At 60.1% G+C, this 15385-nt stretch carries 15 protein-coding genes and 1 pseudogene; 6 read left to right on the forward strand and 10 right to left on the reverse strand.

The features are described from left to right. Nucleotides 1–112 precede the first annotated feature (112 nt). Complete coding sequence (locus tag HQ843_RS28235; RefSeq protein ID WP_180902406.1) at nt 113–955, reverse strand: MipA/OmpV family protein; 843 nt, start codon at nt 953–955, stop codon at nt 113–115. 277 nt (nt 956–1232) lie between these two features. Here HQ843_RS28235 and HQ843_RS28240 point away from each other — a divergent pair, with 277 nt between their 5' ends. Both HQ843_RS28240 and trpB read left to right on the forward strand, forming a co-directional pair. Then, on the forward strand, nt 1233–2024 hold the full coding sequence (locus tag HQ843_RS28240; protein ID WP_180902405.1) for an AraC family transcriptional regulator: 792 nt from the start codon (nt 1233–1235) through the stop codon (nt 2022–2024). Between the two features lie 146 nt (nt 2025–2170). Then, on the forward strand, nt 2171–3403 hold the full coding sequence (gene trpB / locus HQ843_RS28245; protein ID WP_180902404.1) for a tryptophan synthase subunit beta: 1233 nt from the start codon (nt 2171–2173) through the stop codon (nt 3401–3403). A 123-nt stretch (nt 3404–3526) separates the two neighbouring features. Here the strand turns inward: trpB and HQ843_RS28250 are convergent, their stop codons facing one another. The 5 genes from HQ843_RS28250 to HQ843_RS28270 all read right to left on the reverse strand — a co-directional run bounded on the left by HQ843_RS28250 (nt 3527) and on the right by HQ843_RS28270 (nt 6845). Then, nucleotides 3527–3874 carry an ethanolamine utilization protein gene (locus HQ843_RS28250; RefSeq protein ID WP_180902403.1) on the reverse strand — a complete coding sequence of 116 codons (348 nt, stop codon included), beginning with the start codon at nt 3872–3874 and terminating at the stop codon, nt 3527–3529. 92 nt (nt 3875–3966) lie between these two features. Next, nucleotides 3967–4176, reverse strand: a complete 210-nt coding sequence (locus tag HQ843_RS28255) for a hypothetical protein (RefSeq protein ID WP_180902402.1) — start codon at nt 4174–4176, stop codon at nt 3967–3969. 105 nt (nt 4177–4281) lie between these two features. Next, on the reverse strand, nt 4282–5172 hold the full coding sequence (locus tag HQ843_RS28260) for an SDR family oxidoreductase (protein ID WP_180902401.1): 891 nt from the start codon (nt 5170–5172) through the stop codon (nt 4282–4284). A 72-nt stretch (nt 5173–5244) separates the two neighbouring features. After that, entirely contained in the window at nt 5245–6240 is a 996-nt protein-coding gene (locus tag HQ843_RS28265; protein ID WP_180902400.1) for a zinc-binding alcohol dehydrogenase family protein, read from the reverse strand. Next, the gene (locus HQ843_RS28270) at nt 6237–6845 is read right to left on the reverse strand and encodes an NADPH-dependent F420 reductase (RefSeq protein WP_180902399.1); all 609 of its coding nucleotides are present in this window, start codon (nt 6843–6845) and stop codon (nt 6237–6239) included. Before HQ843_RS28270 ends, HQ843_RS28265 begins: the two co-directional genes overlap by 4 nt. A 151-nt stretch (nt 6846–6996) precedes the next feature. Between HQ843_RS28270 and HQ843_RS28275 the strand changes: the two genes are divergently transcribed. Beyond that, nucleotides 6997–7356, forward strand: a complete 360-nt coding sequence (locus HQ843_RS28275; protein WP_180902398.1) for a winged helix-turn-helix transcriptional regulator — start codon at nt 6997–6999, stop codon at nt 7354–7356. Between the two features lie 115 nt (nt 7357–7471). Here HQ843_RS28275 and HQ843_RS28280 read toward each other — a convergent pair whose 3' ends face one another. Further along, the gene (locus tag HQ843_RS28280) at nt 7472–8284 is read right to left on the reverse strand and encodes an SDR family NAD(P)-dependent oxidoreductase (protein WP_180902397.1); all 813 of its coding nucleotides are present in this window, start codon (nt 8282–8284) and stop codon (nt 7472–7474) included. Between the two features lie 101 nt (nt 8285–8385). Here HQ843_RS28280 and HQ843_RS28285 point away from each other — a divergent pair, with 101 nt between their 5' ends. After that, a complete protein-coding gene (locus HQ843_RS28285) occupies nt 8386–9297 on the forward strand; it encodes a LysR family transcriptional regulator (RefSeq protein WP_180902396.1) in 912 nt (303 codons plus the stop codon). A 317-nt stretch (nt 9298–9614) separates the two neighbouring features. Here HQ843_RS28285 and HQ843_RS28290 read toward each other — a convergent pair whose 3' ends face one another. Beyond that, entirely contained in the window at nt 9615–10865 is a 1251-nt protein-coding gene (locus HQ843_RS28290; protein WP_180902395.1) for an MFS transporter, read from the reverse strand. A gap of 87 nt (nt 10866–10952) precedes the next feature. On the opposite strand from HQ843_RS28290, the gene HQ843_RS28295 reads away from it, so the two are divergent. After that, a complete protein-coding gene (locus HQ843_RS28295; protein ID WP_180902394.1) occupies nt 10953–11702 on the forward strand; it encodes an AraC family transcriptional regulator in 750 nt (249 codons plus the stop codon). A gap of 329 nt (nt 11703–12031) precedes the next feature. On the opposite strand, the gene HQ843_RS28300 is transcribed toward HQ843_RS28295, so the two are convergent. Continuing rightward, nucleotides 12032–12751: a putative quinol monooxygenase gene (locus HQ843_RS28300; protein ID WP_180902393.1), complete on the reverse strand. Its 720-nt coding sequence runs from the start codon at nt 12749–12751 to the stop codon at nt 12032–12034. Between the two features lie 160 nt (nt 12752–12911). Between HQ843_RS28300 and HQ843_RS28305 the strand changes: the two genes are divergently transcribed. After that, nucleotides 12912–13817 carry a LysR family transcriptional regulator gene (locus tag HQ843_RS28305; protein WP_180902392.1) on the forward strand — a complete coding sequence of 302 codons (906 nt, stop codon included), beginning with the start codon at nt 12912–12914 and terminating at the stop codon, nt 13815–13817. Here HQ843_RS28305 and tnpC read toward each other — a convergent pair. Beyond that, nucleotides 13792–15384 (reverse strand): annotated as a pseudogene (gene tnpC / locus HQ843_RS28310) (IS66 family transposase). The gene HQ843_RS28305 and the pseudogene tnpC sit on opposite strands and share 26 nt — an antisense overlap. Between the last annotated feature and the right edge of the window lies 1 nt (nt 15385).

The following is a 15385-nucleotide window of genomic DNA, read 5'->3' on the forward strand; positions in this document are numbered from 1 at the left end:
GGAAGTCAACGTCCGCGACCATGGCTGCGCGGTCTCGTTTCCCGACAACGAACCGCAGGGGCTCGCTGTCGTGTTGAAACGCAATAATGAACAAACGCCGCGGTCTGCGTGATCAGAACTTGTAACCAAGCGAAAGCGAGACCTGCGGCTGCACCTTGCGTTTCACGATCGGGCTGTCGGCGGCATCGCCGACAAGCACCCCGACACCGGCGGCGGCCTGCATCAGCCAGTGTTCGTCAAAGAAATAGGTGGCGGAAACGTCGAAGTCGACGCGCTGCAGGCCGGCTTTCGCCTTGTACTGCGGCAGGCCGGAGGCTGCGGACTGGGCGGCGTTGATGCTGAAATAGCTGTCCATATAATTCTTGTCGGCAATCGTCGCCGCGACACCGGTCGCGACAACGAGCTTGTCACCCATATGCCAGCCGTAGTTTACGCCAATCTCACCCTTTAACCCCTCGCTGCCGCGGATGGTCTTGTCGAGCGCGCCATAGATCTCCCAGGCTCCCCATTCATAACCGGCCCGGAGCCCCGTGGTGATGCCGTAGTCGACATCGCCAAGGCCCTTGAGCAGGGCTCCGTCTTTTTCCGAACGTCCGGGTTCATAGCCGAGACGGGCATCGACGGTGAAGCCGCCATCCTTGTAGACGGTGGCAGCCAGGCCGCCGGGATCAAGCTGAAGCCAGTTGGCATAGCCGATCGACACGATCGGGATACCCCCGATTTTCATCTTGTCGCCGCCCTCATACTCGGGTTCGAAGGTTACGCCGCCGCCGAGGATGACTTCCCAGCGGGATTCGAATGCATCTTTTTCGAGCGGTTGCGGGCCGGAAATAGCGGGCGGCGGGTCATCCCGGACGGCGAAATCTGCCGCATAGGTTCCGTCCGCAAGTCCGATCAGGGAAACGACGCCCGTCAACCCGGCTGCCGTGGCAGTGAAATGTTCTCGTTTTACCATCTGTCATCAAAGCTCCGATGAAACACAAACGTACCGGGGGAACCGGCACAACCTGGGAGGTCGGCCCACAGTGACCTAGGGCGCGGCGGGTCAGTGTTTTCTTTGATGACAAAAGATTGCGGGCGCGCCACATATGTGGCGGCAAAGCGTCCTCGGGAGGGCTTTGGGACGAAGATGTCACCGCGCCGAATGACCGAAATAGGGCTTGCCAAGCGGGGGCATCCGCCGCATCAATTCAGTTCTTCTTCTGGAACTTGGCGCCAGCCGGACGCTTTCGATGACGCAGCTTAAATCCCAAAGCTCTGCCGAGAAGCAACCTGAGCTGTTGCGCGTTCACGCGACCGCAAGTCGTTTTGATCCCCATTTCCACAGCACGTACTCGATCGTGGCGATCAAGCGGGGCTCGGCTGAGATCAGATCGGCCCGATGGAGCGGGACCGCCCGCGCGGGCGATGTCTTCTTTTTCAATCCGTTTGAGGTTCACGCGGCGCGTTGCTGTGAGGATGATGCGGAGTACGACACGTTATACCCATCCAAGGCGTTCCTCGTCCGGTGTCTTTCGATCGATCGCAGCGATGGTCCTCTCAGCATCCGGACGTCCCTCCTCAGGAAGGGCTCGGCGACAAGGGAGCTTGTCGATGTCCTGGAAGCTCCAAGGGTTGAGGATAAAGTCATCGAGGTTTCGCTTCGACGCATGCTTTCAGCGTGTGTTTTTTCGACAAATTCCGCGGAAGAAGGCGTCGGGGCGCTCGTGCAGAGGGCTTGCATGCTGATCCGGAGGAACTGCACACGCGCGATGCGGACCGAGGATCTCGCGCATGAAATGGGGGTGCACAAGAGCCATCTCGTCCGGACTTTCAGCAGTGCGGTGGGCATGGCCCCCCAGACCTATATGCGCCAGGTGCGGGTGGCGAAGGCCAGGGAATTCATGACCGAGGGCGTTCCGCTCAGTGAGGTCGCGCTCATGCTGGATTTCAGCGATCAGGCCCACTTCACACGTGAATTCAAGAAGGTCTACGGCATGCCACCCGGCGCATTCTCGCGCGCTCTTGGCAAATATCGACGATAGGCCGGCGCTTGCACCAACCAGGCGCCCCGACAGGATTGAACTGCCAAAGCGGCGCCCGACCGCAGCCAACACGTTATGCAAATCCTGTTCAATACGCCAAGCGATGGGTTGCGTAACGTCGGCACGCAAACGCCGAGGTTCCCGAGATGCAGCAAGATGAGCTTTCGTATTTGATGAAATTCCCTGATGCCACCGGGCACTTTGGGCAGTTTGGCGGCAATCATTATCCGCCGGAAGTGTGGCCGGCCCTTGAAGAACTCACATCAACCTATCTGTCGCTGCGAGACACGCCGGACTTTCAGCATGACCTCGATACGGTGCGGGTCGGTTTGCAGGGGCGCCCGACGCCGGTCCATTTTCTCAAGACCACCACGGCGGAAGTCGGCGGCGCGCGCATCTACATTAAGCGCGAGGACCTGAACCACACGGGTGCGCACAAGATCAATCACTGCGTGGGGTTCGCGCTGCTTGCCCACAGGATGGGCAAGCGCAAGCTGATTGCTGAAACGGGAGCGGGACAGCACGGGGTCGCACTGGCCTCTGCCGCCGCCTATTTCGGTCTCGATTGCGAGATCCATATGGGCGAAGTCGACATGGCGAAGCAGGCCTCGAACGTCGGGCGCATGCGCCTCCTCGGCGCGCGGGTGGTCGCGGCAAGCGCTGGGCAGTCCGCCCTGAAAGAGGCGAGCGACGCCGCGTTCAGCGCCTATATCGAGCAGCATGAGCACGCCCTCTACGCGATCGGTTCGGCGATAGGGCCGCACCCCTTTCCCATGATCGTGCGCGATTTCCAGTCAGTCGTGGGACGAGAGGCGCGTAGTCAGTTCCTGTCTCTGAGCGAAGGGCAGTTGCCCGACCATGTCGTGGCCTGCGTCGCGGGTGGATCGAACGCAATGGGCCTCTATTCAGGCTTCCTCGACGATCCAGCCGTTACGCTCCATGCCGTGGAACCGCTTGGTACGTCAAATGAGACCGGCAAACATGCCGCCACACTCTCCTTCGGAACGCCCGGCAAGCTCCATGGTGCACAGTCCCTCGTTTTGCAGCAGGAAGACGGGACGCCTTCGAACGTGACCTCCGTCGCATCGGGTCTCGTCTATCCCGGGGTCGGACCGGAGATCGCGATGCTGCATGAGGAAGGCCACTTGAAGGTTACGGCCATCTCGAACGAAGAGGTGATTGCCACCTTCTTCCGCATCGCAAAATCGGAAGGCATCATACCGGCGCTCGAGAGTTGCCACGCGCTGGCATTCGCGATCAATTTGGCAAAGCGCCGCCCGCCCTCGGAAACTATCCTGGTCAACCTGTCCGGCCGGGGCGACAAGGATGTCGATTTCGTTTTGAACGAGTTTCGGAATGCGGACGGCCCCGCGCGCTAGCCAGCTGCTTTCACTTGGCGGCCGCGTCTCGGAGACGATGTGACCTTCGGTCAGATGCTAGCAGAGGTCGTTTCCAACCAGACCAAGGCCGGAGCGTGCCTCCGGCCTCATTCGCAATATATGCTATTCCGCTTCCGACCAGTGAGGATAGGTGACATAGGCGGTCAGCGCGCCTTCCGCGTGGGAGCGAATGATCACGGCATTCCCCTTCGGCATATAGATAATTTTGCCGGGGGCCGCGGTCATGGTCTCGCCGTCGGCTTCGACCGAAACCCTGCCTTTCAGGACCACCATGACGTCATCGACGACGATATCGGTCTCCAGGACCTGGTCGGGCCCGTACCGGCCATATCCGACCGTGATCGGACCTCCTTGCTCTTGATCCGCCAGGTTGGCGGCAAAAATGTCGGCCTCCTGTCCGGGCGAGCGTTCGAAAACGGCCTCGGCGGGTTCAAATCTGCGAACTTTCATTTCTTTCCTTTCTCAGCTTCGGCGCATTCAGAAGGCCAATCACCCGCTGGAAAACGGGGGAAGGCATGCGTTGCAGGTCGCTGCCGTTCTCGCTAATCACGTTTTGCGATTTCGGCATCGGCGAGCCCCGACATCTGTTCGCCCATCACCTTCAGGAACACGAGCGCCCGCTCGCGGTAGAGCGCATGTTTTTCAGGCGTCCTGTCCCAGGATTGCTGAATTGTGGTGCCGGGGGCGGCGATCTTCATTCCATCGCTGGCAAACAGAGCCAAGGCGACCTGGTCGATGACATTCGATGTCATTCCTGAACCTCCTCATTTGGTTGGATCGGTCAGCTAGCAACTGACATTGGCAATTCCGGGACCCCGCCAGTCGCGACATCCATAAACCGTTGGCTTTCTCCCGGACTAGTTTTCGGTTTCAAGGTGGCGGGGAGTATGGCCTGCGCGCAGGTATTCGGCCGGCGTCACCGGCTTGCGGCCAAGGAGTTTTTCCAGATCCCCGCTCTCACTGTCCCATTCCCCGGCGTTGACGCCCTGCACCCACTTCAACACGAAAGCGGCAGCCGGTTCGGGCAGGCCCAGCGACATCAACTGCGCGATGTAGTCCTGGTCCGAAAGGACGTTGAACGGTAAGGCCTTGCCGCTGATCTCGGAGAGAATCTGCGCAATGTCGGCGAAGGACACGGCCGGACCGCCGCAGAGCGCGTAGTCCTTGTACGCATGCCCGCCTTCGCTCAGCACCACGGCATGCGCTTCTGCCAGATCCTCACGGCTGGCGTAAGCCGCCTTGCCCGTCCCGGCAGGCGCAAGGACGCCTTTCTCAAGGGGTGCTCCGCCTGAATAGCTTTCAATATTCTCGAGAAATGGCGGATGACGCACCAGCGTGTAGACTAGGCCGGACGCTTTCAGGCGCTCCTCGACGAAGCGGTCCTCTTCGGTGATTTGCGGCATGTGGAAGTCGGAACCCGCCTTTCGGATGATCGGCATGAAGACGACATGCCCGACGCCGGCCTGCCTTGCAGCTTTGATGACGTTGTCGTGCTGGGTATTGCGATCGGTAAAGGCTGTGGCGGACACGAGCATGACCTTGTCGATTCCCTCGAAGGCGCGTGCCAGCCCCTCTTGATCGAAATAGTCGCCCTGGCGAATCTCTATCCCCTTGGCGGCAAGATCCGCCGCCTTGGCCGGATCACGGGCAAGGCCGACCAGATCGCTGGCGAGCACGCGTTTCAGAAGATGTTGCAGGGTCATGCGGCCGATATTGCCGGTCGCGCCGGTGACGAGGATCCTGGTCAATGGATTTTCCTTTCGGTTGATGCGGTTTGTGCGGCGCGGTTGCGTTGCGCGTACAGTCGTGCATAGGATCGATCAGACGACGATCACGATTTTTCCGATCGTTCGTCTGCTCTCGAGTTTTTCGTGTGCGATCCTCATGTTCTGTGCTGTAAGGCCATCGAGCCTCACCGCAGCGATCGGGCGCATTTCACCGAAGACAACGCGCCTGGCGATCTCGGCGAGAACTGCGCTCTGGCTTTGCGGATCGAAGCCGTTGATCACCCTCGCGAACACCATTTCGGTGTGAAGCGATATGGATTTCGACACGATCGGGCTTACGTCGGACGGCGGAGCGATATCGATGGCCGTCAGGTGCCCGAAGGGCCGCAATAGCCCGGCGATCTGGCTCAGGTTTCGAGCGGTTCCCGCCGTCGAGAACACCATATCCACTTGCTCGATCCCTGCGGTATCGAGCTGGGCTGTTAGGTCCTGGCGGTGATTGACCACAAGGTCGGCCCCCATCGCTGCGCACCAATCCTTGGATTCCTGCCGTGAAGCGGTGGCAATGACAAATGCGTCGGTCCTGGCTTTCAGCAACTGGATCGCCATGGAACCCACACCGCCGGCGCCTCCGATAACGAGCACGCTGTCAACGCCGGACGGCAGCGTATCGCGATCGCGAAACACCGCCTCCCATGCCGTCAGGCCGCCGATGGGCAAGGAAGCGGCATCGACGAAAGCAAGCCGATCGGGGATCCTGGCGACGACACGGTGGTCGACGGCAAGGCGCTCTGCCCAGCATCCATCGCGAGTAACGTCGCCGGTGCCCATCACGCGATCACCGACGGAGAAACCTGTTGCCATCGGCCCGACCTGAAGCACCACGCCGGAAAATTCCCAGCCCAGAATGACGCGCCCACCCGGATCTGCGCTGCGCGTGCTTCTGATCAGGGCTTCGCCCGGATTGACCCCGACCGCTCGGATCTCGACCAGGAGATCGGCATCCCGCAGCTCCGGCTCGGCGACGTCCATCTCCTCGATCCCATAGGCATCGAGAGCATGGGCTTTTTCATAACCAAGCGCTCTCATAGCACGAACCGATCTTTGAGGGTCAGGTTGAGACCCGCCAGGGGACCACCGATCTGCTGTTGCCTGCCGCCGATCGCTAGGGTGCCGAGATCGACAGCGGCGAAGCCGACCTGTTCGAGCACGTCGCCCAGCGCTGTTTTCGCGCTGGCATCGTCGCCCGAGATGAACAGGACGGTTTTCGGTTTTTCGGGCGAAGCGTCAGCGATCCACTGCATGGGAATTGTGTTGAACGCCTTGATCACGCTGGCGCCCGCCGCCTGTTCGGCAACGATCTCGCTCGATGTGGGGCCCGAGAGGTCGCCGAGATCTCCCGGATTGTCGGGATTGATCCGGTTTGTGGCATCGATCAGGGTGCGGCCGGACCAGTCCGGGATCGCAGCGAGCGCTTCAGGAACGCGGGCCCACGCGACGCTCAGCACCACCACGTCCTGATCGGCGGCCTGTTGCGGCGCGCCTGCGGACGCCCCCCGACCCAGACGGCTGACAACATCGGCCAGCGTGTCAGGCCCGCGGCTGTTGCTAAGCAGGACCTCGTGACCGAATTGCAGCAGGTGGCGCGCGATCGTCTGCGCGACCACGCCCGCTCCTATAAATCGGAATTTCATGGTGGCCTCCTGTAAATCTGCATCCCGCTATGTTGGCGCGGCGATCATCGTACGCGTTGGGCGTCGACATCATCGTCCGACCCAGTTAAGACGTTGCAGACTTTCGTTCCAGTACCCACTATTTTGTAAGTATCTAATTTGGGAGATCACAATGAGCGAGACGCATTTCCAATGCGGCCTGGAAGCGGTGCTGGCCATCCTCGGCGGAAAGTGGAAGCCGCTTATCGTCTATCATCTCGCCGGCGGCCCGAAACGCACCGGTCAATTGCGCAGGCTCATCACCAATGTGAGCGAAAAGATGCTGATCCAGCATCTGAAGGAGTTGACGGACGACGGCGTCCTTCGCCGCATCGATTTCCAAAAAGTGCCGCCGCACGTAGAATATGAATTGACCGAATTTGGCCGAAGCTTGGCCCAGCTACTCGCACCGCTATGCGAATGGGGAACGCACCACAACGCGGAGGTCGCAAGGATCGTACAAAACCGGGATCATGGGACGAAAGTGGCTTAGCGGCCCCGCACGAAGTGGCGCGACGCCGTCTTGGGTTCCCGGGCGTAACGCTCCGCCGACGTGCAGGCGAAGGCAACCTCGATCGCCCGCGCCGCGGTTTCGTCCAAGTGCCGCATCAATCGCACTCGGCCGACCGGGCGATCTCCTGCCGCAACTGATCGACCTTTGCGTTGGCCCACTGTCGGGCGTCATCTCCGAACACGAACCGCGATGGCGCCTCGTCCTGCAACGCAAGCGCCACGATCCGCGCGGCCAGCAGCTTCGGATCACCCGGCTGGTTGCCGTTTGCGCCGTCGACGAACGCGCGATACTGCGCGATCGCCTCGGCATAGTCCGGAATGTCGATGCTGCCGAAGCGCGCCGATTTCCCGTCCATGAAGTCGGTGCGCAGCATACCCGGCTCGACCAGCAGCGAGCGGACGCCCAGCGGCGCCAGTTCCTGCGCAAAACCTTCCATCCATCCCTCGACCGCGAATTTCGACGCCGAATAGACCGCGCCACCGCCATTGGAGACCAGCCCGCTGACGGACGAGATGGTGATGATGAGGCCAGCGCGGCGCTGACGCATGTGGGGGGCGACCGCGCGCGCCACGTTCATCGTGCCGAACAGGTTGACCTCGAACTGCCGCCGCACCGCTTCGTCGGTAAAGGTCTCGAAGAAACCCAGCTCGGCATAACCGGCATTGTTGACCAGCACGTCGATCGCGCCGAACCGCTCCGCGGTCTCGTCGGCCGCCGCGTTGGCGACCTCGGCGTCGGTGATATCGAGCGCGAGGGCGTGTAGACGATCGTGTTCCCCGAAGGCACCGCGCACCGCATCGGCGGAACGCGCCGTCGCCACCACCGTTTCGCCGGCATCAAGTGCCGCGCGCGCGATCTCGCGTCCAAGTCCCCGGTTCGCCCCGGTCACCAACCAAACCTTTGACATCGTCGTCTCCTTGCTGTTGTACTGTTGTCGATTATGTAGCTATGCTAATGGATCAGTGTAACAGCCTAATGAGTAATAGGCCCCAGTAGCAGGAATTATCAATGCGTCCGGACCAGTTCGGCGACCTCGCCATCTTCGCGGCGATTGCCTCCGACCGCAGTTTCACCCGAGCCGCGCAACGGCTCGGCGTCACCCAGTCTGCATTGAGCCAGACCATGAAGCGGCTGGAGGACCAGCTCGGCTTTCGCCTGCTCACCCGCACAACGCGCAGCGTTGCCCCCACCGCCGCCGGCGAGCGCCTGCTCGCCACCCTGTCACCGGCTATTGCCGGGCTGGACGACGAGCTTGAGGCGCTAACCCAAGCACGCGGGGCCGCGATCGGCACTGTCCGGATCACGACGGGCAAACACGCCGCGGGCACGGTTTTGTGGCCAATGCTTCCCGCCTTCATGCGTCGCCACCCGGGCATCGAGGTGGCGGTGAGCGTGGAGGACGATATGACCGATGTCGTGGCGGGCCGCTATGATGCCGGCATCCGGCTCGGCGAACGGCTAGAGAAGGACATGATCGCGCTCGCGGTCGGGCCTCCGCTGCGTGTCGCGGTGGTGGCAGCCCCCAGCTATCTGCGTGATCATCCGGCGCCGATGGAGCCGGCCGATCTCACCGCCCATCGCTGTATCGCCTACGCCGACGCGCATGGCAGGCTGTCGCCCTGGTCATTCGATCGCGACGGCCGCGCGGTGACGGTCAAGCCAGGTCGCGGGCCGGTCTTCAACGACGGCGACCTGCTGGTTGCTGCTGCTCTCGAGGGTTTCGGCATCCTCTACATCGTGGAGGATCTGGTGGCGGCGCCGGTTGCCGATGGCCGTCTTGCCCGTCTGCTGGAGCCCTGGTGCGAGCCGTTTTCCGGATACCACCTCTATTATCCTGATCGGCACGGCACGACGGCTTTCGAACTGTTCAAGGAAGCGCTTCGCGCAGAAAGGGCTGCGCGCTTCGTGTGTCCGGAGTGAGCTGGTCGTCTTGCTATTGTCGTAACGGGTTGAAGTTTCGACGGTTGTGCATCTCGCGATGATCAATGTGGCGAGGTACATAGCATTGATGGTAAGCCCTTTTGACGGTTTCCAGAAAAGCATTCAGCTCACATAAAGCGAAGCGGTCAACCGTTCAGGGACTTCAGTGAACGGGTTGTCGGTTCATATCTGATTAAGACCTGAAGCAGTCCATCAGAATGAATCATATACCTGGAGCACAGCGGACGCTCTGAAGGCGGCTTCGCGCCGCCTATTCGGTCATGAGACTGGATTTGGCGAACGCGGATAGGCCGACATTAATTGGGGCAATGCTTGCTCTTGCGGCCAGGAAACCCACAGACGTCACTTCGCGTCGGCTTGGAGTTGCGGAGGAGAACCGTCAGGACACCGGCCAGTGGCAGCCAGGCAGACCAGACGAAGATGGTGTGGACGCTGGTAGCGTCTGCCAGCCAGCCGAATACGGCAGAGGCAAGGCCTCCGACACCGAACGCCGTGCCGTAGAAAAGCCCGGAGATCATTCCTATACGTGCTGGCACCAGACTTTGGGCGTGAACAATGATCGCGGGAAAGGCCGAGGCGATGACCGCAGCCGCCGTGATTGCCGCCGCTATCGCCCCGACCTGCCCCAAATAGGGAAAAGCCAGTGCGAAGGGCGCAGCCCCCCAAAACGAAAAGGCTATGACGCGCGCGGTTCCGAGCCGGTCGCTGAAGGCGCCTCCAACGAGCCCCCCTCCAGCAACGGCCGCATGAAAGCCAAACAGGACGATAAGCCCTTTCGAAGCTGGAAAGCCAAGTGTCGCCTCCAAATAGAAAACCAGGAAGCTACTGAAGCAGGCGATATAGATGTATTTCGCGCAGACGAGAACAAACAGGAGCGTGAGTTGGCCTGCCGATCGCGCAGCGGGTGACGTTTGTCGACCAACCGAGTCGCCGGACGATTGCCTCGCCGCATGAGCTGTCTGCTCCGGTTCTGCTGCAGTGATCCGCACAGTCAGAAATACGCCGATCAAGGCAACGAGCAGGAACCAGGTGATCGATCCCTGACCATAGGGTAGTATGATCGCCGCTGTCAGCAATGGTCCCGCCATGGTGCCGAGACTGCCACCGAGCTGGAACAGTGATTGGCCCCAGCCAACTTTTTCGCGTGCCCATTTGCGCGCAAGCCGAGCCGCTTCGGGATGAAAGACCGCAGACCCGAGACCGAGAAACAGGCTGGAAATCAGGAGATGCGTGTAACTCCCGGCCAAGCCGAGCATCAGGATGCCAACGCCGCTCAGCGCCATTCCGAAAGCGAGGCTCCATCGCTGCGCACGACGATCCGTCAATGTGCCGACGATCGGTTGCAGCACCGAAGCCGTGACCTGATAAGTCAGACTGAGTATGCCGATCTGCAGAAAGTCGAGGGAAAGCTCCGTGCGTAACAGCGGATAGCTTGCGATCAGCAAGGCCTGCATCAGATCGTTGAGAAAGTGCGAGGCGGCGATGCCGGAAAGCCGGAAACGGCCTTCACCATGCTCCCGCACAGAAGCCGTCGTTTGACTGGACATTGGAAACTCCCGTTGGTTCCCGGTGTTCTTGCCCGCGCCCGTTCGGTATGATATCTATGATGAGCCAAAAAACATCGCGAGTGAGCCATGACCGAAGACATCACCGGACCAGAGGACATTATTGCCCTCGGACGGCGATATGCCGGTGGCAGCCATCTGGAAGAGCATCGTCATGAGCGCTCGCAACTCCTCTATGGACTCACCGGAACCGCGATCGTGACGACGCAGTCTGGCCTGTGGATGATGCCGCCCGATGCTGCGCTCTGGATCCCGGCTGAGACACCACACGAAGTCACAATGGTCGGCGAGGTGAATATGCGCAGTCTCTACCTGAAGCCCGCGCTCTTGCCTCAGATGCCTCGCCATTGCGTTGTTCTCGAGGTGGGGACGCTTCTCAGAGCCCTGCTTGATGCGCTTGCGGCGACAACCGGGACTGAGGAGAGCAAGCGAAGACTTATGTCTGAACTGGTATTGCTGGAAATTGCCGGGCAACCTATCGTTCCGCTGACGCTTCCATTGCCGCCTGTGGGACCGTTGCGGAGCCACTGCCTGGCTTTCAGCGCCGCGCCGAATGTCCATGCAAAACTAGACGACTGGTGTGCAGCCCTGAATATGAGCAGACGCAATTTCACCCGGGTATTTCGCGCAGGCATAGGCCTAAGCTTCGTGGAGTGGCGTAGCAGGGCCTGTGTGCTGGCAGCCATTTCCCGGCTATCCGCAGGTGACCAGGTGACCCACATTGCATTCGACCTCGGCTATGACAGTTCCGCCTCATTCGCTGCAATGTTTCGCCGTGCAACAGGCAGTGTCCCATCCCGCTTCAGGCAAAAGCAATAAGGAGCCGAGTCTGCGTCGGCAGGCCCAATCACATGGGCTGATCAGGATGGTGAAAGCCGACGAACTAACCACGGCGGATATGCGCCCCCTTTCCGGTCGTTCCCCATTTGGAACCAAGCTCCCGTAAGCAGCCCTTGGCCTCGCTCGGCAGCAACGTCCTGATAGGGAGGAGGGCGGAAGTTCGGCTTGGATGACATGAAGGTCTGCAGAGCGGACGGAGCGGCTTTCGCTGCGGTTACTCGAACGGCCGCTTTGGCGTGAATCTAAATTCAAACAGCAAAGCGCCCGATGGGTTTCACCGGGCACTTCTTTCTCAAGTCACCTCGAGATTACTTGGTAGCGAGGATGTCGAAATTGTGAACGTTTGCCACCACACCGTCGTCCCATCCGCCTGAGACCAATTCTGAAGCCTTTTCATTCAGGAGTCCGGCGACTTGTCCGGCAAAGTGCGCTTCGCGGCCAGAGTTGTCGGCAAAAATGTCGAAGATGGCGAAGTTGTTCTCGTCAATCTGCAGCGCCGCCCAGAACAATGTCTTGGGTTCGGTATCTGCGACGATGGGGCCGGCGGCGGTCAGCAAGGCTGCCAATTCGGGGCCTTTACCTGGAGCAGCTTCGAGCTTGATGTAAGTTGCGGTCGTTGCCGTGTAGAGATCAACCGGCGCTTTTGCCGACAGGACATCGGAGTTGTTGATATTCGCGACAACACCGTCGTCCCATCCTCCGTCGACCAACGTGTCGGCGTTTTGGTTCAAAGCCGCAGCAACCGCTCCTGAGAAGTGAGCGTCGCGTGCTTCTTCATCTACGAAGATGTCAAAGATTGCGAGCGTATCGTCGGCTTGCAGAGCAAACCAAAATACAGTGCCCGGCTCTGTTTCTCCCACGATAGGTGCGGCACCAGCCAGAAACTCCGCGAAGGCTCCGGTCTGGCCTTCGGCGGCGGGCATGGCGATGTAGCTGGCAGTGTGATTTTCCATTGGGTTGTCCTGTGCAGTTGCAGAAGTTGTGATCAGAGCCAGTGCGGCGAATGTCTGAAGGATTTGCGTTTTCATGGTCGTCCCCTGATTTGAAGTGCATCGTGTTTGGTTTCGATGCACTCTTGTCCCATGCCGGATGCGCCGGGCTCCAATTCCGAAATTCTATTCTTTGATAGACATGGGCTATAGAAGTTGTTTTGATGACCTGAGCCGAAATGTGACGGAGAATGCGGCGATGGAAATGAACCAGATCAGGTATTTTCTCGCTGTCTGCGAGCACCGGAACTTCACCCATGCGGCCAGTGCCTCCAATGTCTCCCAACCTTCCTTGACGACTGCGATCAAGAAACTTGAAGACGAGCTTGGAGGTGACCTGTTTGTCAGGGACCGTGCGGGATGCAGGCTTACGGCACTCGGAAAACTCATGCAGCCAAGGTTGCAGACGGTTCATGATGAGACGCGACAGGCTAAGGCCGAGGCGGTCCGTCATATGCGCTTGGAGCGGGTTCCAATCTCTGTCGGTATCGGCGAAACGATTGGCCACAACAGGATTTCGGCAGCTTTGGAGCGTACTCGTACGCGATTGCCGCAAGCCGAAATCGAACTGATCGTTGCGTCATCTTCTGAGCTTCTTGCTGGGTTGCGAGATGGTGAATTTGACGTTGTCGTCACAGCAGAGAAGGTCAGCGAAGACCTCTATCGTATAGATCATCTCTATGATGAGGACTACAAGGTAGTGGTGTCAAAGTCGCACCCGTTGTCTGAACTAGATGCGATTTCTCTTTCGACTCTTGCTAAAACTGACATGCTTGACCGACTAAATTGCGAAATGCGGGATGCTTTGCATGCGACCTGCGCGGATCATGGTCACGAACTCTACGCGGCCTATCGGTCAAATCGCGTGGATTGGCTAGTTGAACTTGCTCGGCAAGGGTCAGGTGCGGTGATCCTGCCAGCCACCGCTATTCCTTCGGACATGGGCCTTGTGTCGAAACCCATCGATGGCCTTGAAATATCAAGAACTGTTTTGGCCCTTCGATATCGGCACCAAACGACGAGACCAGAGACAAATGATCTGATCCGTGAGATGACGGTAAGCGGCAAGCCGAGGCCGTTCAGGCGTCGTAATTCCACGGCATAAGCGCGTCGATTTCACTGCTCGGCCAACCGTTGGCGATGCGCTCGAGGGTCTGGGTAAGCCAGGCATTCGGATCGACATTGTTCATTCTTGCCGTCTGCAGCAGCGTAGCGATCGTCGCCCAGCTTCTTCCGCCGCCGTCGCTGCCGGCAAACAGCGCGTTCTTCCGCGTTATGGCCTGCGGCCGGATTGCCCGTTCAACGATGTTGGAGTCCAGCTCTATGCGGCCGTCGCTCAGGAAGCGCTCAAAGATGGCGCGGCGCGTGGTCGCATAGCGGATCGCCTCGGCGAGCTTCGATTTTCCGGATATCCGTGGCAGGGTCTTGTGCCAGAGATCGAAGAGCTCAGAGACAATTACGGCGGAGGTTTGCTGACGCACCGCGACGCGGGCGTCGGGACTTTGACCTCGAGCGGCCTCCTCGACCTGCCAGAGCTTTGCCATCCGTTCGACCGTCGCCGTTGCTACCTCGGAGCTTTTCCCGACATGTAGCTCATAGAACTTGCGCCGACTGTGTGACCATCAACCAGCCAATGTGACGCCACCATTGCCACCGTCAGATCTCGCGAGCTTGTTGTAGGCGGCATAACCGTCGACCTGCAAAATGCCGTGATAGCCATTCAGGTGGCGGGCAACGCATTCGCCGGCTCGACTGTCCTCGAAGCGGTAGGCGACCATCGGCGGGCCGCTGCCGCCGAACGGACGATCATCCCTGGCATAGGCCCACAGCCATGCTGTTTTCGTTGCTCCCGAACCTGGAGCAAGCGTCGGCAACGTCGTTTCGTCGGCGAAGACCCGTTCGGCCTTCTTTATCTCGACAAGGATGTAATCGGCGAGGATTTCCAGCTCGAAGCCGAGCTTGCCCATCCATTGCGCCATCAGCCTGCGGTCGAGTTCGACCTTGTCGCGGGCGTAGATCGCCTCCTGTCGATAGAGCGGCAGGCCATCGGCATACTTTGAGACGGCAATCTGCGCCAGAAGCGCCTCTGTCGGAATGCCGCTCTCGATGATGTGTGCCGGCGCCGGCGCCTGGACGACGCCGTCCTCGTTTCTGAAGGCATATTTCGGACGGCGGGTGACGATGACGCGGAACTTCGCCGGCACAACATCCAGCCGCTCGCTGACATCCTCGCCGATCAGCACCTTCTGCCTGCCGGCATGCTCCGGCAGCTCTTCCGGCTCGATCACCACTTCGACCCGTTCCAGATGCGGGGCGAAGCCTTTGCGCGGCCGCGGCGGACGCTTGCCACCGGCACGCTCGTGGCCCTTGTTGAGCCCGGCTTTGATCGCAGCAATGCCGGTCTCGATTTCCTCGAAGACGAAAGCCTGCTGTTCGTTGTCGGCGGCGGGGAAGCCAAGCTTTTCCGATCGCCGACCGAAGCGGGCACGATCGAACGCTTTCAGGATCTGCATCAGCGGCCCAATGCGCTCATCGGCATCGGCGTTTTGCGCCTTGAGATTGGCAACCTCGGCTTCCAGAGCGTCGGCGCGCGCCGCCTTTTCTGCCATAGCAAGCGCAAACGCTTTCAGCGTTTCAATGTCATCAGGAAGCTGGAGGGCGGGCGGTGTCATG

Origin of the sequence: Martelella sp. NC20, assembly GCF_013459645.1 — a bacterium.
In the GTDB taxonomy this organism is placed as follows: Bacteria; Pseudomonadota; Alphaproteobacteria; order Rhizobiales; family Rhizobiaceae; genus Martelella.